The following is a 24,757-nucleotide window of genomic DNA, read 5'->3' as shown; positions in this document are numbered from 1 at the left end:
CCTCACCGATCGCCAAGCACCGGGAGTCGATCGCGAACGAGGTCGTCGACGATCGCGATCGCCGCGTCCGCCGTCTCGCGGTCGACGCCCTCGCCGTAGGTCGCCCGCTCGTAGGCCCGGACGACCCGTTCCGTGCGGGGGTCGAGGTCGTCGTACTCGTCCCGGAGCGCCGTCAGGTACTGCCGGCGCGACTCCGATCGGCGACGCGGCCGGTACCGGTGTGCGAGGAGGCGGTCGAGTCGGCGGTACGCGATCCGGGCGTCCTCGTTCGGGTCGTCCCGTCGCCGCTGCCAGATGAACTGGAGCCCTCGCCGTGCCCGGGCCGTCGCGCTGGTCCGGTGAGCGCCGGCTGCCACTCCGATGAGCACGATCATCCCGAGCGCGGCCGTCTCGCGCGTGATCGGGACCGAAACGGTCGGGTCGTCGTCACCTGTTCCGTCGGTTCCATTGGTGCTGGGGCCGTCCGGTGGATCGGTTCCGTTGGTGTCGTTGGGGGTCGTCCCGTTGGTGGTGTCGGGATCGGACATCTCGGGGTCCGTCCCGTTGCGGTTCTCGTCCGACGGGTCGCTGGTTTCCGGGTCGTCCTCGCCGTCGTCGATCGGGACGTCCTCGCTGGCGTCGGTGTCGACGTTCTCCTGGCCGTCCTCGCGGGCCTGCTGGAGGCGATCGGTGTGGACCTCCTCCCGTGCGTCGCCCGGGGTCGGATCGAACGCGACCCAGCCGTGGTCGGGGAAGTAGACCTCGACCCACGCGTGAGCGTCCAGTCCGCGAACGACGTAGGTGTCGTCGTCGACCTGCTGGCCGGTCGTGTACCCGGTGACGTACCGGGCCGGAATGCCCTCGGTCCGGAGCATCTGGACCATCGTGGTCGCGAAGTAGACGCAGTAGCCCTCCTCCATCTCGAACAGGAACTCGTCGGCGACGTTGCCCTCGGGCCGATCGACCTCGAGCGAGTAGTCCTTCGAGGATCGCAGGTGTGACTCGATCGCGACGGCCTTGTCGTAGGGGGTCTCCGCGTCGCCGGTCACCTCGGCGGCCTGCTGTTCGAACTGGCTCGACGTGCTCTCCGGGAGTTGCAGGTAGTCGGACGCGTGGTCCGGGTAGTCCGTCCCGGCGGTTCGTAGCGTCGCCGGGTCGCGCTCGACCACGGCGCTCTGGACGACGTAGCTGTCGCCCTCGCGCAACTGTTCTTCGGGGCGGGGCTGGCCGTGGACGGAGACCGTCGTCGACTGGGCGATTTCGCCCTCGATCGCGACCGGTTTCGGGGCGGTGGGCATGACGCCCAGCGCCGTTTCGGCGGTGACGCGTTGCGTGACGGCCTCGTACTCGCCGGGCGGCGTCCCAAGGTTCCCGTTGTACCCCCTGTCGTGGCCGGACCGGACCCACTCCTCGCCGGTGAACCGGTCGTAGACCCCCGTTCGCCAGTAGGACGGCCGTTCGGACTCGACCGTAAAGCGGACCTCCGGCGAGAGTTCCACGTCGCCGCCGATCGCGGACTGCTGGCTGGCGAAGTCGATCGTTCCCTCGAGCGTGCCGGCGTCCGCCTGGCCGCTAAACGCCGGACCACTAGACTCTCCCGGCACGAACGTGACCGACAGCGAGAGGACTACGATCACCGCGACCAGCACCGCGAACAGGTCCGCCTGGGCGATCGAGCCACCCCGGCGTTCGAGTTCGCCGAAGCCGATCGCGCCGACGGCGCCGAGGGTACCGAGCAGGACGACGGGCGTCTCGGCGTCCCCGGTCAGCACCAGAAAGAGCAGGGCGAGGCCGCCGGGGACGACGCTCAGGTCGTATCGGCCCCGGAGCGCGAGATACCACGAGAGGAAGACGGGACCGGGCGCGAACCCGAGCGCCCAGACGTCGGCCGCGACCATCCGGAGCAGGGGGAGACCGGTCGCCAGCGCGGCGACGTCTGTGAGCAGTTCGTCCAGTTCCGCCAGTACGATGCCGATCTCGACCCCGGCCGTCGAGAAGTAGTACCAGAAGCCAAAGAGGACGACGATCGCCGTGGCCCCGATCGCGGTCCGGGGCCGGATCGTTTCGGCGAGGACCGTCGCGGCGACCAGCATTGCCACGACGAGCAGGAGGAGCGTCCCGGTGCCGCCCACGACGCGGGTCACGTCGCGCAACACGCTCACGTACGACGCCGTCAGCACCAGGATACAGCCGAGCGCAAGCACCCGGAACGTCCCGGCGTCGATCGTCCCCTCGGCGTCCAGTCCGATCGTCCGATCGCGGGCGTCGGTACTCATGCGGTCACCCCCGACGAGGGACCCTCCTCCGCACCGCTCCGGTCCGCCGGTTCGGATCGCACCCGTTCCTCGCGGCTCTCGTCCCCGCCGTCACGACCGCGGAGCCGATCGAACGGGATCGTGTGGTCGTCGAGGATGACCCGCGTCCCGTTCGCGTCGGCCTGGACGAGCACGTCGGCGGTCGCACGCGTCCCCTCGTCGAGTTCGCCCGCCTCGACGACGGCGAGCAGGCCGAGGAGGTCGTAGTGGTGCTGCTGGCCCGATCCCGGCGGGCGCGCTCCCGTCGGGAGGGTGACGCCGACGTCGACCCCCGTCTGGAGCAGATAGGTCGCCACGCTCGCGACCGCGGTCGCCAGGTCGTCGATCCGCGTCGGAGTACACTCGGCCGCGACGATCGCCGACCCGGCGGCGTCGTTCTCGACGTACTCCGTCACGACCAGTTCCTCGTCGGGGCGCTTGGCGGCCGACTTCCAGTGGACGTCCCGCAGGGAGTCGCCGCGCTCGTACTCCCGCAGGTGGTCGAACTCCTCGCGATCGGGCCGCGTCGCCACGTCGGCGAGCAGGTGCAGGTCCCGACCGGCCCCGCCCCGGAGGTCGTGGATGGGCGGATAGACCAGGACCGACGCCGTCCCCTCGTACTCGAACCGGCGTTCGACGAGACCGAAGAGATCCACGATACCGATCGTCAGGGGGCCGACCGGGTGATCGCCGCGTTCCTCGAGTCGGATCTCGTAGCTGAACTCGCTCTCTCCATCGAGGGTCGTCACTGCGACCGGATCGGTCGCCGTCAGTCCGTCGCCGACGGCGTCGCGGACGGTCGCCGAGACGGCTCGCTCCGTCTCGATCGTCGTCTCGACCGTCCTGGTTTCGCCGACGAACCCCTCGGCGACGCCGCTTCGCCTGACGCGTGGCCGATCCGCCAGGGCGATGGTGAGCACCCCTGCGGCCAGCACCACGACCAGCGGCGTGACGACGGCGTTCAGCGCACGCGGCCCGTACTGCCACCCCATGGCGATCGACCCCGTGACGACGAGGACGGCCGCCCAGCCACGGTGCGTGAGCCTCATGGGACGGGGACGTGCTCGAGCGCGTCCGCGACGACGTTTGGTCCGTCCCGGTCGCGACTGTTCGTCTTGATCCGGTGGGCGAGCACGAGCGGTGCCTCGGTCGCGACGTCGTCCGGGATGACGTAGTCTCGCCCGTCGGTGACGGCGCGGGCCTGGGCGGCGCGCAACAGCGAGATCGTCCCGCGGGGACTGACGCCGATGTGGGCGTTCTCGCGGGTGTACCCGACCAGGTCCGTCGCGTACTCCCGGACCGGATCGTTCACCCGGATCCCCGCGACCGTCTCGCGTGCGCGGACGATCGTCTCGAGGTCGGCGACCGGTTCGAGCGACTCGATCGGGTGGTGACCGACCGTCCGATCGAGCATCTCGGCCTCCTCGTCGGGGTCCGGGTAGCCGAGCGTGAGTTTCTTCATGAACCGATCGAGTTCGGCGAACGGCAGGTCGTAGGTCCGGTTCGGTTCGACGGCGTTCTGGGTCGCGATGACGACGAAGGGGTTGGGTAGCGGTCGGGTGTCGCCGTCGACCGTCACCTGCATCTCCTCCATCGCTTCCAGCAGGGCGGCCTGGGTCTTGGGCGGGGCCCGGTTGATTTCGTCGCCGAGGACGATGTTGGCGAAGACCGGCCCCTCGTTGAACTCGAACTCGCGGGTCTTCTGGTTGAATACGTTGACGCCGGTGACGTCAGTCGGGAGCAGGTCGGGGGTAAACTGGACCCGCTGGAACGTACAGTCGATCGACGTCGCGATCGATCTGGCGAGCATCGTCTTCCCGACGCCGGGGACGTCGTCGAGCAGGACGTGGCCGCGGCCGAGGATGGCGGTGACGACGTGTTCGATCGCCTCGTCGTGGCCGACGATCACGCGGGAGACGTTGGCCTCGATTTCTGTACAGAGATCGGCGACGGTCGATACCGGGAGGGCGTCGTGTTCGGGAGTTGCCATACCGCTCGTGTTCGGAGGTGGCGTGGAATCGGTCATAGATGAGTCGGGCGGGAACGTCGGCGGCGCCGCTGTTGGTACGGAGTGGGCGACGCCGACCCATATGCTTTGTGTCGTTTTACGCGACTGTTCGCACATCCAACCTGTACGTGCGCGTCGACGGCCAGCGTGTGCTCGCGTGACAGTGACGGATGCCGTGCACGCCGGTGCCGTCGCTGGCCGGATCGACGCTCGGAAAACGATACCTCCTCCGGATCGGCCTAGAGCCGTTCGACGTTCTCAGCGCGCGGCCCCTTCTCGGCCTCGACGATGTCGAACTCCAGTTCCTGACCTTCTTCCAGGTCAGGGCCGCCGACGTCTTCCATGTGGAAGAACACGTCCTCGTCCGCGTCCTCGGTCTCGATGAATCCGTAACCGCCAGTGTCGTTGAAGAATGCGACCGTACCTTTCGCCATTGCAGGCCTATAGAACCACCTCGAAGATATAAATGTTCGGGAGAATACCGGCGATCGGCCCCGAGAAGCACGCTGTTACCGCCAGCAGCCGGCGGTTACCGGAACCGAGCGGGAACGCGAGCCGGTCACCAGTCCTTGCACTCGGGGCAGACGAACGCCCCGTCTTCGCGCCAGACCCGATCGGCTGCGCGGTCACAGCGCGCGCAGGTGTACTCGCCCCAGGCGTAGGTCGACAGCGGCGTACCGGCGCGATCGGCAGTCGCGTCGCCGCTCGCGTCCGTGTCGCGGACCCGATCGCCGGTTTCGTCGCCGTTCGACGCCGAATCCGTCTCGTCGACGTCGGATTCCGGATCGTCGGTCTCCTCTTTGGCCCTCGACGGAGCAAACTCCGAGAGCGTCGCGTCGTCGGTCATACCCTCCGGTACGGAGGGCGGCGGCTTAGAGGCACCGACCACCGTCACGGTCCGGTACGTCAGCCGCCACGATCGGGTCTCGATCGCCGCGGTAACGGCCCCACCGATCGCCCCGATCGGCGATCGCCCACCGCCGCAGTCGGGGGCTGGCACGGACCGGCACGGCCAAGTAGCATCGGTGACAACCCCCGGACATGGACACCGTCACACCGCTGAACGTCATCGTGGACAACATCGGCGAGATGGTCGAACTCTTCAGCGACGTCGCGATGGGCGACGGCCTCGCACCGCTTCTCGTCCTGATGGGAACGCTGCTGATCGTCTTCTCGGTCGCCGTCTTCGGTGCGCTCACGCTGGGGGCCGTCGGCAGTCTCTTCACCTCGAGCTAGTCCGGGCCGATCGAACGCGCCGATTGTCACTCCTGCGTTGCGCTCGCCAGCGCTTCGCTCGCCCGTTCGATCGCGTCCTCGAGATCCGGTCCGAGCGGCGAGCCGACGACGATGCCGTCGACGTATTCGAGCGCGGCCGCGAACCGATCGGCGACCTGGTCGGTCGTCCCCGCGATGCAGAAGGCGTCGATCATCGACGGCGTCACCCGGTCGAACGCCTCGTTCAGTTCGCCCGCCTCGAGCGCCTCGCTGACCGCGCTCGCGGCCTCGCGATCGACGTCGTGGCGATCGAGCACCGGCTCGGCCGCGCCGCCGACGATGAACGCGACCGGCGGACGGGCGGCTTCGCGGGCGGCGGCCTCGTCGCCGGCGACGCTCGTGCTCGCGAAGGCGAGCGACTCGAAAGCGTCGTCTCGCGGGTCGCTTCGGTCTCCGCTCGACCGTTCCGAGGCGGGTCGCTCCGCCAGCCCCTGCTCGATCTGCCCCGCGGCCCACTCCAGGTCCCGCGGGTGGGCGGCGTTGACCAGCACGCCGTCGGCGTGTTTCGCGCTCATGCGGAGCATGTGCGGTCCCTGTGCCCCGACGTAGACCGGGATCTCGGTTGGGTCGAGGTTGAGCGAGGCGTCCCGCGCCGTGAACGTCCCCTCGTGGGTGACGGTCTCGCCCGCCCAGAGGTCGCGCGCGAGGTCGAACGTCTCGAGGACCCGCCGGAGCGGACTGTCGCGCTCGACCCCGAGGGTCGCGAGCGAGGACCGATCGCCCGCGCCGACGCCGAACACCGCGCGGCCGTCGCTCACCTCGTCGATCGTCGCCGTCTGCGCGGCGAGTTTGACCGGGTGGGTCTCGTAGGGGTTGACGACGCCCGGTCCCAGCCGGATGTCCGCCGTCGCGTCGGCCATCCGCGAGAGGGTGACGAACGGATCGCGGTTGAAGTAGTGACTGCTCGTAAAGGCGACGTCGAACCCCTCGTCCTCGGCCAGCGCCGCGAGCGAGGCGATCCGATCGGGCGGGTGTTCGGGAGTGAGTTCGACGCCCCAGATCGGACCCTCGTCGCCCGGATGCGTCCCCGTCATGGCTCGAACCTCCACTCGCGAAGCGCCTGTCGCACGAGGTCGTCTTCGACGTCCCGGAAGAGTTCGTCGCTCCCGTCGAGGTCGCCGAAGTCCCAGCCCCGGACGGCGACGGCGGGCGTTCCGCCCGCGGCCTCGCCGGTGACGAGGTTCGCCGCCGCCGCGAGTTCGTCGACGACGGACTGGACGGTGACGCCGAGTTCGTGGCCGTCGCGATCGAGTTCGCCGCGCCAGTCGCGGCTCGCGGGCATCCCCGCCCAGCCGAGCGCGACGCCGCGCTGACCGTGGCGGAACGGTCGCCCGCAGGTGTCCGTGACGATCACCGCGACGTCCTCGTGGCCGCGCGCTTCGAGTCCGGCCCGAATGCGCTCGGCGCTCTCGGCCGGCTTCTTCGGCAGGAGGAGGACGTCGTGGTCGGGCACGTTCGAGCGATCGATCCCCGCGTTGACGCAGATGTGACCGAACCGGGTCTCGGTGAGCAGGAAGGGACAGTCGATCAGCACCTCGGTGCTCTCTTCCAAGACCGCCTGGGCGAACCGCGGGTCCTTCTCCTCGCCGGCCACGTCCTCGATCCGGCGAGCGATCTCCTTCGCGCGGCCGCTGACGGGGTAGTCCTCCAGGTCCGCCGTCCGCCCCTCGGCCTTCGAGACGATCGTGCTCGCGACGGTGAGCACGTCGCCGGACTCGAGGGTGACCCGATCGGCGACGAGGTCGGCGATGTCGTCGCCGGGACGGATCTCGGGCAGGTCCGTCACTGGCTCCAGTTCCATACCGGAGGGAGGGAAAGCGGCGTGAAAAACGCACCGTCACCGGAGACTGGCACCCCGGTTGAAAACAGCCAAACAACAAAGAAGAAAACACCCATACTCTCCAAACACGTAGCTTGATCTATGCCGATCGATATCGAGACGTTCGAACGGGAATCGGAGTTCGATACCGGACGAACCCACGCAGAGCGGATCCTCTCGTTTCTCCTGTCGAACGACGACAAAGCATTCAGACGCCAGGAAATCGCCGATGCGACGGACATCGAACCGAACGCCGTGAGTGCGGTACTGAGTCGATTGAAGGAGCGAGGCCTCGTCCGCCACAAGCCGCCCTACTGGGCGGTCGGTGATCGAGACCGAATCCGATCGGCAGTCGATCTCGGTCGGAGTCTCGAGGCGCTGAACGACCAACTCGGAGTGGAAGATATGGACGCCTGGCGTGACGCAAGTGCCGAAACGCCACACCCGAACGAGCGTGACGGGGAAGCACAATGAAATACGAGCGGGGCGACGTTGTCGAAGCCGGTGACCCGTTTAACGAGGAGACGTCGAGTCGTCCGTTCGCCATCGTCAACACCGAAGCACACCCGTTCGACGGGGACCAGTACGTCGCAGTGACGGTCACGACGCGCACGTGGTACGACGAAACGATTCCCCTCACGGACGACGATTTCCTCGACGGCGGATTGCCGAAACGGAGTTTTCTCGTTCCCTGGGGAGTCGTTTCCCTGGCTCACGACGATATTCTCGACTGGTCCGGTCGAATACAGCACCCTCCGCTCGACGAGACGGTCGAACAACTCACCGCGTATTTGCTCGACTAGTCCGGACGCCGACGATCAATTCTCTCATACGGATTGCTGTAACGATGTACTGGCGCAACCGCCGCCCGGATCGCGGTTGCGCCGGAAATGACGTACAGTAAACCGTATCACTCGGTCTGCGTGGTTTTCCCCGCCACCCGATCGGCCTCGATCGCCGCCGGATCGCGATCGTCGGGATCACCGTGTCCGCCGCCGCCGGGCGTCCGGATCGTCACCGTCGTCCCCGCCGCGACGTCGACGGTCGTCTTCGCGGGGACCCGCTCGCCGTCGAGCAGGTTCTCGCCGGTCGCGCCGTCCTCGCCGCCGGCGACGCCCTTCGGGGCGTGGCGACGGCGCTCCGTGAGCAGCGAGACGGTCGCGTCGGTCTCGACGGTGACCGATCGCTCCAGCCCCAGGCCGCCCCGGTACTCGCCCGCTCCGCCGCTGCCCGACCGGAGCGCGTAGCGCTCGACGCGAAGCGGGTACTCGGTCTCGATCGACTCGACGGGGGTGTTGAGCGTGTTCGTCATGCCGACCTGGACGCCGTCCATCCCGTCCCGATCGGCCCGGGCGCCGAATCCGCCGCCGATCGTCTCGTAGTAGGTGAACGACCCGTCCCGCGCGCCGATGGTCAGGTTGTTCATCGTCCCCTGGCCCTGTGCGGGGACGCGATCCGGCGCGGCCCCGGCGAGGGCGGTGAAGACCACGTCCGTGACGCGCTGGCTGGTCTCGACGTTGCCGCCGACGACGGCCGCGGGCGGGTCGGGATTCAGGAGCGATCCCGCGGGCGCGTAGACGCTCACGGGGTCGTAACAGCCCTGGTTCGGCGGGATCTCGGGGTCCGTGAGACAGCGCACGACGAAGTAGACCGCGCTCTTCGCTACGGCGAGCGGGGCGTTGAGGTTGCCCGCAAGCTGGTCGTCGGTCCCGGAAAAGTCGACCGCGATCCGCTCGCCGTCGATCGTCACCGCGACCGAAACCTCGACGTCCTCGTCCGTGACGCCGTCGCCCTCGAGGACGTCGATCGCCTCGTAGGTGCCGTCCGGGAGCGCACCGATCTCGTCCTCGATCCGCTCGCGGGAGTAGTCGATCACGGCGTCGAAGCCCGCGAGCACGGTCCCGCGGCCGTGTTCGTCGAACAGCGCGGCGAGTCGGGCCTCGGCGCGCTCGTTCGCCGCCTGCTGTGCTCGGAGGTCGGCTCGCCGCTCGTGCGGGTTCCGGACGTTCGCCAGCACGAGCGATCGGACGTCGTCCCGGACCGCACCGTCCTCGACGAGTCGGATCGGCGGCAGTCGCAGTCCCTCCTGGTAGATCTCCCGTGCGCCGGCCGGCATGCTCCCGGGGGCCATTCCCCCGACGTCGGCGTGGTGGGCGCGGGAGACGGCGTAGCCGACGATCTCACGGTCGGCGACGTCGCCGCTCCCGTTGCCACGGTTCCGGTCGTCGGTTCCGCCGCCGTGGTCGCGTCCGGGCGCGATCGGCGAGACCATCGTCACGTCCGGCAGGTGGGTCCCGCCCGTGAAGGGGTCGTTGAGCACGAAGACGTCCCCCGGTTTCGGATCGCACTCCCGCACGGCGTCGACGGCCGCGGGCATCGCGCCGAGGTGGACCGGGATGTGTTCGGCCTGGGCGATCAGCCGTCCCGTCGAATCGAATAGCGCCGTCGAGCAGTCCCGGCGCTCCTTGATGTTCGGCGAGTACGCGCCGCGGATCAGGGTCTGGCCCATCTCCTCGGCGACGCTCTCTAGCTGGTTGCGGAGCACTTCCAGCGTCACCGGATCGATGCGGGAATCGGACCCGTCGGTCGACGGCCCGCTCATTGCCGGCCCTCCGTTCGCGACATCGCGAGCGTTCCGTCCGCGAGAATCTCGCCGTCCCAGGTCGGCGGGACGACGGTCGTGCTCTCCGCCTGTTCGAGAATCGCCGGCCCGGACAGCATCGTGCCCGCTTCGAGCCGATCGCGATCGTAGACCGCCGTCTCCTGCGGTCCGGTGCCGGAAAAGTGCGCGTCGCGGCTCCCGAGGCGCGCGTCGCCCGCGCCGTCGTGGCGGACGATCGGCTCGGTACCGGGGACGGTCGCCGTCGCGCGCAGGGTGACGACTTCGATCGCCTCGTCCATCGCGTAGCCGTAGACCCGCTCGTGGGCGTCGTGGAACCGATCCGCGATCGCCGCCCGATCGATCCCGTCCGCGACCGAAACGGTGAGTTCGAAGCTCTGTCCGGCGTACCGGCAGTCGGCCGCGCGCTCGACCCGCGCCCGATCGGGATCGGAGGCGTCCGCGAGCACGTCGGCGACGAGGTCGTCGGAGACCGACTCAAGCCAGTCCACGTCCGCGGTTTCGAGGTCCTCGCCGACGGTTCGGGCGGCGTCGTGGCTCTCGTCGGCCGCGAGCAACCCGAACGCGGAGAGGACGCCGCCGGGCCGCGGGACGACGACCCGATCGACCTCGAGTGCGTCCGCGAGCGCGGCGGCGTGCATCGGTCCCGCGCCGCCGAAGGCCACGAGCGTGAACTCCCGCGGGTCGTGGCCCCGTTCGACGGTGACCGATCGGATCGTCCGGGTCATCGTCGCGTTGGCCACCCGGTAGACGCCGCGGGCCGCCTCGAGCGCGCCGCCGAGGCCGGCCTCGTCGGCCAGTCGATCGAGCGCGTCGCGGGCCGCCGAGACGTCGAGGGTCAGTTCGCCGCCCAGCGCGGTCTCGGGGCCGATGAATCCCAGCACGACGGTGGCGTCCGTGACGGTGGGCTCGGTCCCGCCGCGGCCGTAACAGGCCGGCCCGGGGTCGGCACCCGCCGATCGTGGACCGACCCGGAGTGCGCCGCCGGCGTCGACCCACGCGATCGAGCCGCCGCCCGCGCCGACGGTGTTGACGTCGACCATCGGCGTCCGGATCGGCAGGCCGTCGATCTCGGCGTCGGTCGTCCGTTCGGCCCGCCCGTCCCGGACGAGGCTCACGTCGCTCGAGGTGCCGCCCATGTCGAAGGTGACCAGCCCGTCGACGACGCCGACGTCGACGGTCGCCGCGGCGCCGACGACGCCCGCCGCGGGACCGGACAGCACCGTCGTGACGGCGTGCTCGCGGACCGTCTCGGCGTCGGCGATGCCGCCGTTCGCCTGCATGATCCGTGGTGCCGGAATCCCCGCGTCCGCGGCCTCGTCGACCAGTCGCCCGACGTAGCGATCGATCGTCGGTCGGACGTAGGCGTCGACGGCCGTCGTCGACGTGCGCTCGAACTCGCGAAACTCCGCGAGCACCTCGTGCGAGACCGAGACGGGACCGTCGAGTTCGTCGCGGAGCGTCTCGGCGACGATCGCCTCGTTCTCGGGGTCGGCGTAGGCGTGGAGCAGGCAGACGGCGACGGCCTCGACGTCGTGCTCGCGCAGGGTCGCCGCGAGGTCCCGTACCGCCTCCGGGTCGACCGGTCGCTCGACGCCGTCGGTCGTCGTCCGTTCGTCGATCTCGAACCGCCGTTCGCGAGGGACCAGCGGGTCGGGCTTTTCGACGTCCAGGTCGTAGAGGGACGGCCGGTCCTGGCGGCCGATCGCGAGGACGTCCCGGAACCCTGCGGTGGTGACGAGCGCCGTTCGCGCGCCGTCGCGCTCGAGCAGGGCGTTGACCGAGACGGTCATCGCGTGGGCGAAGTCGTCGATCGCGGCCGGGTCGATGCCGGCGCGGTCACAGGCCTTCTCGATCCCGTCGAGCACCCCGACGTGCTGGTCGCCGGTGGTCGGCACCTTCGCGGTGTGAAGCCGATCGTCGACCGAGAGGGCCACGTCGGTGAACGTCCCCCCGACGTCGACGCCGATCCGGACCGGATCGCCGGCCGCGTCGCGTTGGTCACTGGTCATCGATGTCCTCCCGTTCGTTTCGGATCTTCGTCGCGGACTCGTGTCGTCTCTTCGTCGGCATTCACGTCGCCCCGTCTCGCTCGGTCCGCCGGTCGACGTCGAGCCGTCCCCCGTCGACGGTCACGACGAGCATCGTCGCCCGATCGGCCGGGCTCGCACCGGTCGCACTGCCCGGGCTGAGCACGCGAACGGCGTCGCCGGACGCAGTCCGGCTGTCCGACGAGCGCTGCTCGTCGCCGTCGACCGTCGTGTCGACTACCTCGTGAGTGTGTCCGGCGACGGCGACCGGCGCGGTAGACGGCCCCGTCTCCGCGCGGGCCGTGTCGACCACCCGATCGTGCCACCCGGCCGGCGAGCCAGTGCCGTGGGTGACGACGAACGTCACGCCGTCGACCGTCACCGTGTTCGGGAGGTCGAGGGTCGTGGGGTCCACGTTCCCGCGGACGGCCGTCAGGTTGCCGTCCGCGAGGTCGACGACTCGATCGTAGCTCTCCGTCGAGTCGAAATCCCCCGCGTGGATCGTGTGATCGGCGCGGCGAATCTCGTCGGCGACCCAGTCCGGGATCGCCGGTTCCCGCGTCGGCACGTGGGTGTCGGCGACGATAGCGATGCGAGTCATATGCGGGCGTTTGACGCCCAGTCCCGAAAGCGATTCCCTCCCCGCACCCGTGGCCACGCGTATGAGCGATCCAGCGGGAACGGACGCCGGCGACGGAGCGGACGTGAACGGGACCGACGACGCGGCCCACGTCGTCACCGCGTTCCTCCGGCACCGCGGAGCGATGCTCCTCCTGCGCCGCAGCGACGCCGTCGGCACCTACCGGGGCCAGTGGGGCGGCGTCTCCGGCTTCGCGGAGGGCGACCCCGACGAACAGGTTCGCTTCGAGATCCGCGAAGAGACGGGTCTCGGCCCGGATGCGGTCTCGATCGTCCGATCGGGCCGGCCCGTCGAGTTCGAGGATTCGGACCTCGGGCGAACCTGGGTCGTCCACCCGTACCTGTTCGATTCCGAGCGACGAGAGATCGAGTTGAGCGAGGAACACGATGCGTACGAGTGGGTCTCGCCGACCGCGATGGTCGATCCCGACGCCGACCAGGAGACGGTACCGAAACTGTGGACGGCCTACGAGCGGGTGGCACCGACGGTCCGGTCGATCGCCGCCGACGACGAACACGGCGCCGCGTTCCTCTCGATCCGGGCGCTCGAGGTGCTTCGCGATCGGGCAGGACTGCTCGTCGGCGAGCGATCCGAGTTCGGGGCGGACCCCGAGGGCGAGTGGGCCGAACTCGCCGAACTCGCCCGGCGACTGCTCGAAGCCCGGCCGTCGATGGCCGTCCTCAGGAACCGGGTGAACCGGGCGATGGCCGAGGCGGGGGACGATGCAGAGTCGGCAGGCGCGCCCGCCGTGCTCGACGCGACGCTCGCGGGGATCGATCGCGCCCTCGCGGCCGACGACGACGCCGCGGCGACGGCGGCCGATCGCATCGAGGGATCCGTCGCGACCCTCTCGCGATCCGGGACGGTCCTCGACGCGCTCCGGAACGGCGCCCCGTCACGGGTGTTCGTCGCCGAATCCCGTCCCGCGGGGGAGGGCGTCGACGTTGCCGAGGCGCTCGCCGACGACTGTCCCGTTACTCTTCACACTGACGCGGCCGTCGCTCACGTCATCGACCGCGAGGAGCCCGATCGGGTCGTCGTCGGTGCGGACACGATCCTCCCCGACGGCTCCGTGGTGAACAAGACCGGGACCCGGACGCTCGCGATCGCGGCCGATCGGGCGGGAATCCCGGTCTCCGTCGTCGCCGCCACGGACAAGGTCTCGACCCGCGAGGAGGTGAACCTGGAGTCCGGCGATCGACAGGCGGTGTACGACGGCCCAGCCGCGATCGACGTCCTGAACCCGACGTTCGACGTGACGCCGGCCGACTGCGTGACCGAGTTCGTGACCGAACGCGGGATCCTCGATCCCGGCGAGATCGGGACGATCGCCGAGGAGTTGCGCGAACTCGAGACGTGGCAATCGGACGGTGAAGCGACAGACGCAAACCCCTCCACGCGCTAACGTCTGGCGGCGGCAGTGACGAGGAGTTACCCCCACCGAGCCCCGTGTGACGAGGGTTTTTCCCGAGCCGCCACCTTCGCTTGGCGCCCGTTCGTGCAAACTTTGAACCTGACCTCGTCCGTACCGGCCGGTATGCAGATCGACCTCGATCGACTGGGCATCCACGACTCCGTCGACGCAGTGTTCCCACCCGCCGAACTGGCCGACTTCCTCGCCGATCTCCCGTTCGACGTCGGCGTCGTCGGCGACGACGACATCGAATCCTGCGACGCGATCGTCACGCTCGAACACCGGGACGCGTTCCTCGACCTGGACTGGGTTCACTCGATCCAGGCGGGCGTCGACCGGTTCCCGTTCGACGAGTTCGACGAGCGCGGCGTGGTGCTCACCAACAGCACCGGGATCCACGATCGGACGATCGGCGAGACGGTCGCGGGCTACCTGCTGGCGTTCGCCCGCCGACTCCACGATCACGTCGCCGACCAGGGGGACCGCCGCTGGGAGCGACCTGCGTGGAACGAAGCGTTCACCCTTCCCGGAACGACCGCCTGCGTCGTCGGGACGGGCACTCTCGGCGGGGGCGTCGCGGACGTGCTCGGCGCGCTCGGCGTCCGGATCACGGGGGTTCGCCGCTCGGCCGAACCAGTGCCGGGATTCGAGGAGATCTACGCGACCGACGACCTGCACGAGGCGATCGCCGACGCCGACTTCGTGATCGTCACCGTCCCGCTGACCGAGGATACCTACCACCTCTTCGGGGCCGAGGAGTTCGCGACGATGCGCGAGGACGCCTACTTTGTGAACGTCGCCCGCGGATCGGTCGTCGACGAACCGGCGCTGATCGACGCGCTCGAAGACGACGCCCTCGCTGGGGCCGCACTGGACGTTTTCGAGACCGAACCGCTCCCCGAGGACTCCCCGCTGTGGGGGATGGACGAGGTGATCGTCACGCCCCACTGTGCGGCCTACACGCGGGATTACTTCCGCGACGTCGGCGATATCGTGCGCGAGAACGTCGATCGATTCGACAGCGGCGACGAACTCCGGAATCGGGTCGTGTGAGGACGTTTGCAGCCCGCGATCGATCGGCCGGGAGCGCGGCCCGAACGATCGTGAGGGGCGCTCGATTCGGGGAAGGGCAGGCCGAACACGGGAGATCCTCCCGTGAGCGCCGTCCCGCGGCGCGAGCGGGCCGACGACCGACGTGAAGGGCCGCGTTGCGGCCCGGAACGGAGGGAGGAGCGCTTTTGATCAACCTTTTGCCGAGCGTCGAGGCGACTGCGCCGGCTAGCCGGCGCAGTCGCCTCAGAGCGCAGAGCAAAAGGTTGGTTCAGAAGAATTTGAACAGGTCGTCCCGGTTCTCCTCGTGGAGGTGGCTCCGGACGGCCTCGTTCAGCGGTTCGATCCGGCCGTTCTTGGCGGTGATCGGCGCGATCGTCTCCTGCCACTGTTTCCACGGCGGGTAGAGGCCGAGCCGATCGCAAAGTTCGTTCAGCCGCTCGTCCCTGTCGTCGACCTTGTCCATCTTGTTGACCGCGACGACGACCGGGATCTCGAGCTCCCGCAGGAAGTGAAACATCTCGACGTCGTAGGGGATGGAGTCGGGGCCGGAGTGGCGATCGATGATGTCGATCACGCTCTTGCCGTCGACGACGAGGATTCCGACGAGAACGTCGTCGGCGTACTCCTCGAGGTAGCGGACGATGTTCGTCTTGATCTCCTCGCGGTGGTCCTCGTCGACGCCGCTCATGAACCCGAAGCCGGGGAGATCGGTGATGACGAAGTCCTCGGGGGCCCAGTCGTAGTGGTTCGGCTGGCGGGTGACGCCCGGCTTCCCGCCGGTGTCGAAGCTGTGGCCCGTGAGTTCGCGCATGAGCGTGGACTTGCCGACGTTCGAGCGGCCGACGAGGACCACCTCGGCGTCGCGATCGGGGCGGGTGTCGAACATACGTCTGGATAGGTTCGAGGCGGGTTATAAGCTCCGTGACGCGACGAGGCAGGGCCGGTCGTCGGCCCTGGTTGCGATCGCGATCGATCGGTGCCGAGAGGGTCAGACGAGGGCGGCGACGACGACGCCGATCCCGATCGACGCGACAGTGAGCAGGACGACGCCGACGAGGCGTTGCAGCGAGGGGGTCCGATCCGGTTCCAGGTGCCGATCGTCGCGGGCGGTCTGGAGACCGAGCCAGGCCAGCGACGCGCCGCCGACGGTCATGGCGACGGCGAGGAACTGAGAACTCGTCGCGCCGGCGGTGGCGGCGGTCCAGAGCCCGAGCACGGCGACGGCGCTCGCGACCGTCACGTGGGCGGCCCCGAGCAGGACGTGCCAGGGGACGGCCACGGGCCCGATCGGCACCTCGCTCGCGAGGCCGCTGGCGATCGACAGGACGGCGCCGACGAACAGTCCCGAACAGAGGACGAGGACGATCGGATCGGCGAGGGCGGTGAGCCCGAAGGCGGCGAGGAACGCGGTGACGAGGGCGAGCAGGAACGCACCGAACCACGGGCCGGTACGGTTCATCGTGGCACGTGGTATCACGACTTGATCAAAGAAGCTACCGTCGATTCGCCGGACGTGATCACGGACGGCTCCTCGAATCGGCTCGTTGCGTGGGAAAGTACCCCAAGTTAAAGCCCCGGGATGCGTCAGTGTCCCACGTGCGGCTCGTACAGTTGACGATTCCGACGGGGAAGCGCCAGACGATCCTCGAGACGCTCGACGATCGGGGGATCGACTACGTCGTCACTGACGAGGAGAGCAGCCGGGATTACACGGCAGTGGCCTACTTTCCCTTACCGTCGGCGGCCGTCGAACCCATTCTCGACGAGATTCACGAGGCCGGGATCGACGAGGACGCGTACACGGTCGTCGTCGACGCGGAGACGGTTGTCTCCCGCCGGTTCGCGGAACTGAAAGCGGAGTACGAGGACGGCGACGTCGAGTCCGAACGGATCTCGAGACAGGAACTACAGGCGGAGGCGGACTCGTTGACGCCGACGTTCGAGATCTTCGCGACGATGACGATCATCAGTGCGGTCGTGGCGACGGCGGGCCTCCTCCTCGACTCGCCCGCGGTCGTCGTCGGCTCGATGGTGATCGCGCCGCTGATCGGGCCGGCACTGGGTGCGAGCGTCGGCTCGGTGATCGACGACGAGGAACTGTTCTTCGAGAGCGTCACCTACCAGATCGTCGGGGTCGTGCTCGCGATCGCGGCGGCGGCGATCTTCGCGTGGATCGTCAAGACGACGAACGTCGTCCCGCCCGGACTCGACATCACCGCCGTCGACGAGATCTCCGAACGGCTCGCGCCGGACCTGCTGTCGCTCGCGATCGCGCTCGGGGCCGGCGTCGCGGGGATCGTGAGCATCGCGACGGGAATTTCCGTCGCGCTCGTCGGCGTCATGATCGCGGCGGCGCTGATTCCGCCCGCCGCCGCGGCGGGGGTCGCCATCGCCTGGGGCCAGCCCTCGGCCGCGATCGGGTCGACGGTGCTCGTGCTGGTCAACGTTCTCTCCGTGAACCTCGCCGGCCTCCTGACGCTGTGGTACGTCGGCTACCGGCCGGACAACCTGTTCGCGCTCGACGAGACCGAATCGCGCGTTCGCAGACGGGTGATCGGACTCGCAGTGATCGTGCTGGTCTTCGCGGTGTTTCTCGGGGCGATCACCTACACCTCCTGGGAGGCCGGGAACTTCGAGCAGGACGCCCGCGAGGAGGTCGAACTAACCCTCGAAGACGAGGAGTACGACCAGTTCCAGTTGCTCGACCTCGAGGTCGTCATGGACGACAACTATCCGTTCCGCGGACCGGAGCGAGTCGTCGTCACCATCGGCGGCCCGCCGGGTGCGTCGGCACCGGACCTCGCCGACACGATCCACGAGCGGGTCAACCGCCACGCCGACGACCCGGTCGACGTTCAGGTCCGGTACGTCCAGGTCGTCGAGCGCTGATCAGACGGCGATCGCTCGTTTCTCGCCGGTCGATCGGTCCCGGTGGCGTCCCGATCGTGACCGACGGCCCGCTGGCCGGTAGGACTATAGCCTTCCCCTGCCGTTGTTTCCCCGAGACGTCACGATCCGATGGTCCGAACCGCCGTCGTGCACCTCCTGTTGTTCATCGCGGCCGTCAGCGTGGCGACGCTGGGGGCCGGAGTGATCGTCACGGAAACCTCGGAGTACGCCCAGTCCGTCGACGGCGAGGCCGACAGGACCGTCGCCGAGATCGACGCCGAGATCGCGATCGTCTCCGATCCGGCGGCGGGGGCCACGTACGACGAGGCGAACGGGACGGTGACGCTGTACGTCAGGAACGTCGGCGGCGACGCGCTGGAACCAGGCGACGCCGAGGTACTCGTCGACGGCGAGTACGTCGCTGCCCCGTCGACGCGAGTCCTCGACGCCGAGCACGATCGCTGGCGCGTGGGTTCCCTGCTCGAAGTCACGGCCGGAGCGACTCTCGGTCCCGGCGAGCACCGTGGGCTGGTGTCGATCGACGGCGCTCGCGACCACCTCACGTTCGAACACCGGATCGCCCGGTGGCTGAGTCCCGCCGGTCAGGACGGAACGAGCGACGACTGTACCGCAGACCAGTGTACGGTCTACCTGGACGAGACGACCGAACTGGTGCTGGAGATGGAAACCGAGGGGCCCCAGCCTGGCGAAGAAGTCACGTACGCCAGCAGTAACGAGTCGGTCGCGACGGTCGATCCCGAGACCGGGGTCACGGCCCAGGACGGAACTGACGAAATAACGCTTTCTCTCGACGAAACCGGCGAGACGACGGTCACGCTGGACGCCGGCTGGGACGACGACGCGATCGACATCGGGGTCGAAGAGACCCGGAACTGATCGTGAGCCGTCGGTTCGCTCCGTCGGCGAGCGGTCGGGGAAATTCGATTTCGGCCGCCCGCCGACTCCGGAGCCGGCCAGAATCGCTCACCGGTCTCGGAGCCGATCGAGCACCGGAACGCGTTCCGATTCGTGGTCGGACTCGCCGTCCGGTGGTGCGTTCTCGCTCGCTTCATCGTCGCCGCCGAGTCGCCGGCGAATCCACGTTCGCGGGCCGCCGATCCGGTTGACGAGGTAGGTCGGGAAGTAGAGCGTGGCGACGCCGAGTGCGAGGAAGCCGATCCCGGCGACGTAGTCCCCCGATCGAAGGAATCCGATGCCGACGACGAAGATCGGGCCGGAGATCGCAAAGCCCGCCGCCGTCTGGAGCATCCAGAAGATGCCGGGCCCTCTCATCCCGATCGCACCCCCGGGGTCGATCGCGATGCGATTCGTCGCGGTTCCATCGTCACTCCTCGAACGGTAACTCGGGTTCGTAGTCGACCGCCTCGACGGCCGCGTCGAGGACGGCCGTGACGTTCTCGCCGGTCTCGACGCTCATCGCGTGGTCGGCGTCGGGATCGTCGGTCCAGCGGTCGCGTCGATCGACCTTGTTCGCCACCGTCAGCACGGGGACGTCCGCGAACTGGGCGGCGATCGAGTCTCGCAATTCGAGTTGCGACTCGAGCGGGTAGCCACACTCGCCGCTGGGATCGAGCATCACGAGCATGCAGTCGCCGAGGTGCTCGATGGCGCTGACCGCCTGGGTTTCGATCTCGTTGCGTTCCTTCGGGGGACGATCGAGCAGGCCGGGGGTGTCGACGATCTGGTAGCGGATGTGATCGCGCTCGAAGTGGCCGACGCCGATCCCCTTCGTCGTGAACGGGTAGGAGGCGGTCTCGCCGCGGGCGCTCGTCACGTCGTTGACGAACGAGGACTTGCCGACGTTCGGGTAGCCAGCGACGACGATCGTGGGCTCGTCCGGGTTGATATCCGGCAGATCCCGCAGGTCGTTGCGCGATTCGTTGATGTACAGCAGTTCGTCGTCGATCTGCTCGACGATGTCCGCGAGGCGGGCGAACGCCTGCTTGCGGTGCTTTCGTGCGGTTTCGGTGTCGGTTTTGCGCAGGCGGGGCTGGTACTCCTCGTGAATCTCGCGGGCCTTCCGGCTGGCCCACATCACCTCCGAGAGGCTCTGGCGGAGTTTGTCGACGTCGACGATCGCGTCGGCGAGTTCGTAGTAGAACGGGTGGACGTCGTCGCCGTACTCGAAGTCCGGCCACGCGGTGACCACGTTCTCCAGGTTGTCCGAGATGATGTTCGCCGCCGTCTGGAGCATCGACTGCTGGGCCTCGAGGCCGCCCTTGGCCCTGCCGGCCCGCGCCGCCCGCGAAAACGCCTTGTCGATCAACTCTTCCGACGTGGGCGTCGTCGGAAGGTCTTCGAAAATCATGCCCGGACCTAGACGGTGCGTTCTTAAAAGGTCGTTCGTTACGCGGCGAGCAGTGTCGATTGTGTCCGGGGACCGGCGATCGCTCTCGATCGTATGGAGACCACCACGAAAGCCCCTGGCGGTATCCGGTCGAGGGGCTTGTTGCGCGCGCTCCTCGTCGTCGCGTGCTTGCTACGCCCGCCTTCCCGGATACCGCCAGCCCCGTTCAGTCCCACCCACATCTGCTGGCCGGGATGCTACCGTGGGTGGGACTGAAAGGGGCTGACGCGGTCGATCCCTCCCGGGCGCAGTAAGGACCGCAAGGAGTGAGCATCGCGAACGACTGAGGACCACAGCAAGCCCCGGAGGGTCGAGCGCGTCAGGGGCTTTCGTGATGTCCGTAATCGCGATCGGCGTCGATCTCAACCCGATCGCCCGGCCGTCTTCGGCGCGCAGGTGCGATCGGCCGCTATAGTAGCACCTGAAACGAGTTACGCACTGCTCGCATAGCTGTCCTGCGATCGGGTGTGTATTGACTTTCAGTGAGCATGTCATAGAACTGTCTTCAAGGAGGTTATTTTCACACAAAGTTCGCCGAACAAGCTGTTGGATAGATCTTGCGGATGTACCGACTGGATTTATTTCGACCAAAGTCAATTAGACGATATGGAGCCGTCATTTAGACGCGACTCGCTCATTTTTATCATTACATATGTAACAGGTATTATAGCTGTCGGCGCTCTTGGAGCAGTTTTGCTCGAACGCACTCCCTCCGTGTTTCTTCGTGATTTATTCACTGACCCTATCTGGCTATTCAACTGTGTGCTACTGATAGTCCTCTGGTTTTTGATGTATCCAAAGCTCCGAAGGAGCTACGGGAGACGAACCAGCTAATTCACTGCTGCTCCGGTAACTACTTGACCTGTATCTATCACTTCAACGGGGACGAGAAGCATTCTATGACACGCTGTTTCAGTGGCTACTATTATCCCGAGACGACCGACACCACCTCGTCCGGCACCTGTCCGCCGGCAGTTTATCTGCGTTCCCCGCGTACAGACGGGTATGACCAACTGGCGTGCCGTCATCATCGGCTTCCTCGTCGCGACGGTGCTCGGAATCGTCGGCCTCGCAGCGCCGGGAATCGGCCAGCTCGGCGCGGGCCTGATCGGCGGGTTCGTCGCCGGCTACCTGGCGGGCGGCGGCCTCGGGAGCGGCTTCTGGCACGGCCTGCTCGCGGGAGCGCTCGGCGGCATCCTCGGCGGCCTCCTCGTCGCCCTCGTCGTCGCGCTCGCGGGATGGGGATTCGGACCCGCCGGCGGAATTATGGGCGGGTTCGCCGGGTTCGGCATCTTCGCGATGGCCGTGGTAATCTCGCTGGTCATGGCCCTCGAGAGCGCCCTCGCGGGTGCGCTCGGCGGCGTACTCAACACCGGAACGCCGGACCGCCCGCCGCGGCAGTACTAGCGTCGGTTCGCGGGGACGCCAGCTGGCGTGGCGAGCCGCTAGCGATTCGTGATGTCGACGTCGATCCGTCCGACCTGCGTCCGGATATCGTCGGCTTCGATGACCGCGATCACGGTCACCGTCCCCTCTAGGTCGCCGCCGGTGAGGTCGGTCCCGTCGACGGTGATCCGATCGCCGACGCCGAGTTCGACCCGCGACAGGTCGTCCGCGTCGGTGGGACCGTAGTTGTCGGCGGCGTCGAACTCCTCGGCCGCCCCGCCGAGGGTCACGTAATCGGCGTTTCCGATCGACGTGACTTCGATCGTAAACTCCTCGTCGTCCTCGTCGAATTCCAGCACTACCCCTGCCCGTGCTTCGGTCGAACGCGTGTCGCCGCGGAGGAGTCCGTACCAGGTGCCGTCGAGTTCGATCGCGAAGCCCCCGATCGTCGTCTCGCCCTCGGGCCCCTCGACGTCGACCGCGAACTCGCTCCCCGCACCGATCGTAACGTCCTCGTCGATCGCCGACGCGATCGACTGGGTGAATTCCTCGTCGGTCCCGATCTCGTCACACGAGTACTCGGGACGCTCCGCCGGGACGACCAGCGTCTCGTACTGCTGTCGAACGTTTTCGTCGCTGAGTTCCGAGACGTATTCCGTCGGTGCGAACGAAGCTGCTTCGTCGTACTCTTCGGCGACGATCGCATCGAGAATCGCCTCGAACGTCTCGCAGACGGACGCCGGTTCAGTCGTCCCCCGATCGGCCTCGCTTTCGCTTTCGCTCTCGTCTGCGTTTTCGTCCTCGGTCCCAGTACCGCCGTCGGAGTCGCTGGTCTCCGGATCGTCGAGGCACCCCGCGGTGAACCCGCCCAGTACCGCCGTGGTTCCGGCTACGAACGCCCGTCTGTTCATTCAGACGAATGTCTGCGTAATTTACAGTTACCTGTTTCGGTAATCGATCGGCTGCCCGTGCTCGATCGGTATGCGAACAGTATCGCCACTGCGGACGATACCGGCCCGCGGGCCGACGCTCGTGGCCGGGGACCGGTGCGACAGTACGGGAGGATGCAGTCCGCGTGACGTGAGCCCCGTGCGGTGGGCGTGAACGCCACTGACGGGGTCGGGTCGATTCACGTCCTCCGGTTTCCGCGGGTCACGCCCTCCGTTTCGGACCGCGAACTGGCGGCCCCTGCGATCGGTCGGTCCGTCTCGCGATCACGCCGACGTTCGCGTTCGACTCAGGCCGAGGCCATCTCCCGACAGCTCTCGGCACACTCCGGGAGGACCTCCGCGCAGGCCTGGCAGTGCTCGTGGTCGTGTTGCTCGCACTCCTCGGCGCACTCCTCGCAGAGGTCCGCACAGAGTTCGCCCAGTTCGTCGTGGTAGCCGGAGTTGCGAGCCATGAACCGCGCGTGCATCGAGGCGACGTCTGCGACGTCCCGACAGAGGCGAATACAGCGCGCCATCTCCTCGCCCTCGTCGACGCAGGCGTCCGCACACCACTCACACACCTGCGCGGCCTCGAGACAGTTGTCGATACACTCCTGCATCTGCGCGTCCGCGTGTTCGATCTGTTGTAGTGCCATCGGGTGTACTGACAGTCGAAAGCGGAATCAACCTGTGCCGAGAAACTGCAAGCCCTCGCGGTGCCGACCGCCCCGATCGGGTTCGCGATCGATCACCGCGGCGGCTCGTCGGCCCCGCTCGACGGCTGCTGGTTCGATCGATCGGCCGGACGCCGATCCGATCGATCGCCGTCGATCGACCCGCTCGCGGTCGCGTCACCCGTATTCGCCGGGGTCCCGTCGGGCGATCGGGTCGGTGCGACCGACTCTCCGTCGTCGTGGAGCGTGGTTGACTCACCAGCGTCGTCGCTCCCGGTTGCCCCGCCGTCGTCGCTCGCTCCCGGCGAGACCGCCGGGACGTCGACGACGTTCAGCGCGCGGCGAACGACGTCGCGACCCTCGACGCCCTCGACGGTAGCCTCGGTCGAGAGCACGACCCGGTGGGCCATCGTCGGGAGCGCGAGTCGCTTGACGTCGTCCGGGACGACGTACGTCCGGCCGTCGATCACGGCCGCCGCCCGGGCGGCCTCGAAGACGCGCTGGACGCCCCGCGGCGAGACGCCGGTTTCCGTGCGCTGATCCTCCCGGGTTGCCCGCGCGAGGTCGATGATGTACCGGCGCAGTTTCCGATCGACGGTGACGTCCTCGGTCAGGTCCTGCAGGACGCGGACCGTCCCCGGCGTCACGATCGGATCGACGCTGGGTGCGAGCGATCGGCGGTTGGCGCGGCGCTCCAGCAGCCCCATCTCGCCCTCGACGTCGGGATAGCCAAGCGAGGTCTTGACGCTGAAGCGATCGCGCTGGGCCTCCGGCAGTCGGAACGTCCCCTCCTGCTCGATCGGGTTCTGTGTCGCGATGACGACGAACGGCGTCGGCAGGTCGTAGGTCGTCCCGTCGACGCTGACCTGGCGCTCCTCCATCGCCTCGAGCAACGCGGCCTGCGTCTTGGGCGGTGCGCGGTTGATCTCGTCGGCCAGGACGACGTTCGCGAACACCGGTCCCCTGGCGAACTCGAACTCGCCGGCGTGTTCGTCGTAGATCGTCGACCCGGTCACGTCCGCCGGGAGCAGGTCCGGCGTGAACTGGATGCGCGTAAACTCGAGCCCCATCGACTCGGCGACGACCCTGGCCGTCACCGTCTTGCCCGTACCTGGAACGTCCTCCAGCAGGACGTGACCGCGGGCCAGGACGGCGGACAGCAGTGCGTGGAGCACGGACCGATCGACGACGGCCGCCTCCTCGATCCGTTCGACGACGGCCCGGACCGCATCGGCGGCCTCGTCGGCCGTGACGTTCGACGGCGTCTCGTCCATACTCGACAGTCACGCTATACGTTTAAGAAGGTCCTGTCTGCTGCGATGCAGGTTGGGTGTCGGGCCGTGGAATCGGATCGATCGCGAATCCCGATAGGGCGTTCT

25 protein-coding genes are annotated in these 24,757 nt (G+C 68.1%); 8 read left to right on the top strand and 17 right to left on the bottom strand.

Annotated elements, in window-relative coordinates:
• Positions 1-2: 2 nt before the first annotated feature.
• From MUN73_RS12465 to MUN73_RS12445, 5 genes are all read right to left on the bottom strand, one after another.
• Positions 3-2,255: a transglutaminaseTgpA domain-containing protein gene (locus MUN73_RS12465; RefSeq protein WP_250140797.1), complete on the bottom strand. Its 2,253-nt coding sequence runs from the start codon at positions 2,253-2,255 to the stop codon at positions 3-5.
• The gene (locus tag MUN73_RS12460) at positions 2,252-3,322 is read right to left on the bottom strand and encodes a DUF58 domain-containing protein (protein WP_250140796.1); all 1,071 of its coding nucleotides are present in this window, start codon (positions 3,320-3,322) and stop codon (positions 2,252-2,254) included. The genes MUN73_RS12465 and MUN73_RS12460 overlap by 4 nt, the downstream gene beginning before the upstream one ends.
• Complete coding sequence (locus tag MUN73_RS12455; RefSeq protein WP_250140795.1) at positions 3,319-4,299, bottom strand: AAA family ATPase; 981 nt, start codon at positions 4,297-4,299, stop codon at positions 3,319-3,321. The genes MUN73_RS12460 and MUN73_RS12455 overlap by 4 nt, the downstream gene beginning before the upstream one ends.
• Before the next feature lie 221 nt (positions 4,300-4,520).
• Positions 4,521-4,715 (bottom strand): cold-shock protein, encoded by a 195-nt coding sequence (locus MUN73_RS12450; RefSeq protein WP_250140794.1) that lies wholly within the window; start codon positions 4,713-4,715, stop codon positions 4,521-4,523.
• Positions 4,716-4,840: 125 nt separating this feature from the next.
• On the bottom strand, positions 4,841-5,128 hold the full coding sequence (locus MUN73_RS12445) for a DUF7573 domain-containing protein (protein ID WP_250140793.1): 288 nt from the start codon (positions 5,126-5,128) through the stop codon (positions 4,841-4,843).
• A 194-nt stretch (positions 5,129-5,322) separates the two neighbouring features.
• Between MUN73_RS12445 and MUN73_RS12440 the strand changes: the two genes are divergently transcribed.
• The gene (locus MUN73_RS12440; RefSeq protein ID WP_250140792.1) at positions 5,323-5,517 is read left to right on the top strand and encodes a DUF8024 family protein; all 195 of its coding nucleotides are present in this window, start codon (positions 5,323-5,325) and stop codon (positions 5,515-5,517) included.
• A gap of 26 nt (positions 5,518-5,543) precedes the next feature.
• On the opposite strand, the gene MUN73_RS12435 is transcribed toward MUN73_RS12440, so the two are convergent.
• Together MUN73_RS12435 and MUN73_RS12430 are read right to left on the bottom strand one after the other, a co-directional pair.
• Positions 5,544-6,590 (bottom strand): 5,10-methylenetetrahydromethanopterin reductase, encoded by a 1,047-nt coding sequence (locus MUN73_RS12435; protein WP_250140791.1) that lies wholly within the window; start codon positions 6,588-6,590, stop codon positions 5,544-5,546.
• Positions 6,587-7,357, bottom strand: a complete 771-nt coding sequence (locus MUN73_RS12430) for a coenzyme F420-0:L-glutamate ligase (protein ID WP_250140790.1) — start codon at positions 7,355-7,357, stop codon at positions 6,587-6,589. Before MUN73_RS12430 ends, MUN73_RS12435 begins: the two co-directional genes overlap by 4 nt.
• A 120-nt stretch (positions 7,358-7,477) precedes the next feature.
• Here MUN73_RS12430 and MUN73_RS12425 point away from each other — a divergent pair, with 120 nt between their 5' ends.
• Both MUN73_RS12425 and MUN73_RS12420 read left to right on the top strand, forming a co-directional pair.
• The gene (locus MUN73_RS12425; RefSeq protein WP_250140789.1) at positions 7,478-7,849 is read left to right on the top strand and encodes a MarR family transcriptional regulator; all 372 of its coding nucleotides are present in this window, start codon (positions 7,478-7,480) and stop codon (positions 7,847-7,849) included.
• On the top strand, positions 7,846-8,178 hold the full coding sequence (locus MUN73_RS12420) for a type II toxin-antitoxin system PemK/MazF family toxin (RefSeq protein ID WP_250140788.1): 333 nt from the start codon (positions 7,846-7,848) through the stop codon (positions 8,176-8,178). Before MUN73_RS12425 ends, MUN73_RS12420 begins: the two co-directional genes overlap by 4 nt.
• Before the next feature lie 107 nt (positions 8,179-8,285).
• Here the strand turns inward: MUN73_RS12420 and MUN73_RS12415 are convergent, their stop codons facing one another.
• From MUN73_RS12415 to MUN73_RS12405, 3 genes are all read right to left on the bottom strand, one after another.
• Entirely contained in the window at positions 8,286-9,977 is a 1,692-nt protein-coding gene (locus MUN73_RS12415) for a hydantoinase B/oxoprolinase family protein (protein ID WP_250140787.1), read from the bottom strand.
• Positions 9,974-12,007: a hydantoinase/oxoprolinase family protein gene (locus MUN73_RS12410; RefSeq protein WP_250140786.1), complete on the bottom strand. Its 2,034-nt coding sequence runs from the start codon at positions 12,005-12,007 to the stop codon at positions 9,974-9,976. The genes MUN73_RS12415 and MUN73_RS12410 overlap by 4 nt, the downstream gene beginning before the upstream one ends.
• 61 nt (positions 12,008-12,068) lie before the next feature.
• Positions 12,069-12,626, bottom strand: a complete 558-nt coding sequence (locus tag MUN73_RS12405) for a metallophosphoesterase family protein (protein WP_250140785.1) — start codon at positions 12,624-12,626, stop codon at positions 12,069-12,071.
• Between the two features lie 61 nt (positions 12,627-12,687).
• Here MUN73_RS12405 and MUN73_RS12400 point away from each other — a divergent pair, with 61 nt between their 5' ends.
• On the top strand, positions 12,688-14,070 hold the full coding sequence (locus MUN73_RS12400; protein WP_250140784.1) for an eIF2B alpha/beta/delta subunit family protein: 1,383 nt from the start codon (positions 12,688-12,690) through the stop codon (positions 14,068-14,070).
• A gap of 132 nt (positions 14,071-14,202) precedes the next feature.
• Entirely contained in the window at positions 14,203-15,132 is a 930-nt protein-coding gene (gene ddh, locus MUN73_RS12395) for a D-2-hydroxyacid dehydrogenase (protein ID WP_250140783.1), read from the top strand.
• A gap of 268 nt (positions 15,133-15,400) precedes the next feature.
• On the opposite strand, the gene engB is transcribed toward ddh, so the two are convergent.
• Together engB and MUN73_RS12385 are read right to left on the bottom strand one after the other, a co-directional pair.
• The gene (gene engB / locus MUN73_RS12390; protein WP_250140782.1) at positions 15,401-16,018 is read right to left on the bottom strand and encodes a GTP-binding protein EngB; all 618 of its coding nucleotides are present in this window, start codon (positions 16,016-16,018) and stop codon (positions 15,401-15,403) included.
• A 102-nt stretch (positions 16,019-16,120) separates the two neighbouring features.
• On the bottom strand, positions 16,121-16,591 hold the full coding sequence (locus MUN73_RS12385; RefSeq protein WP_250140781.1) for a DUF7994 family protein: 471 nt from the start codon (positions 16,589-16,591) through the stop codon (positions 16,121-16,123).
• A gap of 137 nt (positions 16,592-16,728) precedes the next feature.
• On the opposite strand from MUN73_RS12385, the gene MUN73_RS12380 reads away from it, so the two are divergent.
• A complete protein-coding gene (locus MUN73_RS12380) occupies positions 16,729-18,021 on the top strand; it encodes a TIGR00341 family protein (RefSeq protein WP_250140780.1) in 1,293 nt (430 codons plus the stop codon).
• 129 nt (positions 18,022-18,150) lie between these two features.
• Positions 18,151-18,918, top strand: coding sequence for an archaellum stator protein ArlG (gene arlG, locus MUN73_RS12375; RefSeq protein ID WP_250140779.1), 768 nt, complete (start codon positions 18,151-18,153; stop codon positions 18,916-18,918).
• A gap of 87 nt (positions 18,919-19,005) precedes the next feature.
• Here arlG and MUN73_RS12370 read toward each other — a convergent pair whose 3' ends face one another.
• Positions 19,006-19,314: a hypothetical protein gene (locus MUN73_RS12370; protein ID WP_250140778.1), complete on the bottom strand. Its 309-nt coding sequence runs from the start codon at positions 19,312-19,314 to the stop codon at positions 19,006-19,008.
• A 52-nt stretch (positions 19,315-19,366) separates the two neighbouring features.
• Positions 19,367-20,350: an NOG1 family protein gene (locus MUN73_RS12365; RefSeq protein WP_250140777.1), complete on the bottom strand. Its 984-nt coding sequence runs from the start codon at positions 20,348-20,350 to the stop codon at positions 19,367-19,369.
• Positions 20,351-21,394: 1,044 nt separating this feature from the next.
• On the opposite strand from MUN73_RS12365, the gene MUN73_RS12360 reads away from it, so the two are divergent.
• A complete protein-coding gene (locus tag MUN73_RS12360; protein WP_250140776.1) occupies positions 21,395-21,796 on the top strand; it encodes a DUF5518 domain-containing protein in 402 nt (133 codons plus the stop codon).
• Positions 21,797-21,834: 38 nt separating this feature from the next.
• Here the strand turns inward: MUN73_RS12360 and MUN73_RS12355 are convergent, their stop codons facing one another.
• The 3 genes from MUN73_RS12355 to MUN73_RS12345 all read right to left on the bottom strand — a co-directional run bounded on the left by MUN73_RS12355 (position 21,835) and on the right by MUN73_RS12345 (position 24,652).
• Positions 21,835-22,686, bottom strand: coding sequence for a hypothetical protein (locus MUN73_RS12355; protein ID WP_250140775.1), 852 nt, complete (start codon positions 22,684-22,686; stop codon positions 21,835-21,837).
• A gap of 326 nt (positions 22,687-23,012) precedes the next feature.
• Complete coding sequence (locus tag MUN73_RS12350; RefSeq protein WP_250140774.1) at positions 23,013-23,360, bottom strand: four-helix bundle copper-binding protein; 348 nt, start codon at positions 23,358-23,360, stop codon at positions 23,013-23,015.
• Positions 23,361-23,452: 92 nt separating this feature from the next.
• Positions 23,453-24,652: an AAA family ATPase gene (locus tag MUN73_RS12345; RefSeq protein WP_250140773.1), complete on the bottom strand. Its 1,200-nt coding sequence runs from the start codon at positions 24,650-24,652 to the stop codon at positions 23,453-23,455.
• Between the last annotated feature and the right edge of the window lie 105 nt (positions 24,653-24,757).

The sequence above is a fragment of the Halosolutus amylolyticus genome, assembly GCF_023566055.1.
Classification (GTDB): domain Archaea; phylum Halobacteriota; class Halobacteria; order Halobacteriales; family Natrialbaceae; genus Halosolutus; species Halosolutus amylolyticus.
Note: the sequence above shows the minus strand (reverse complement) of the source record. Positions and strands in the feature narration are given on the sequence as shown.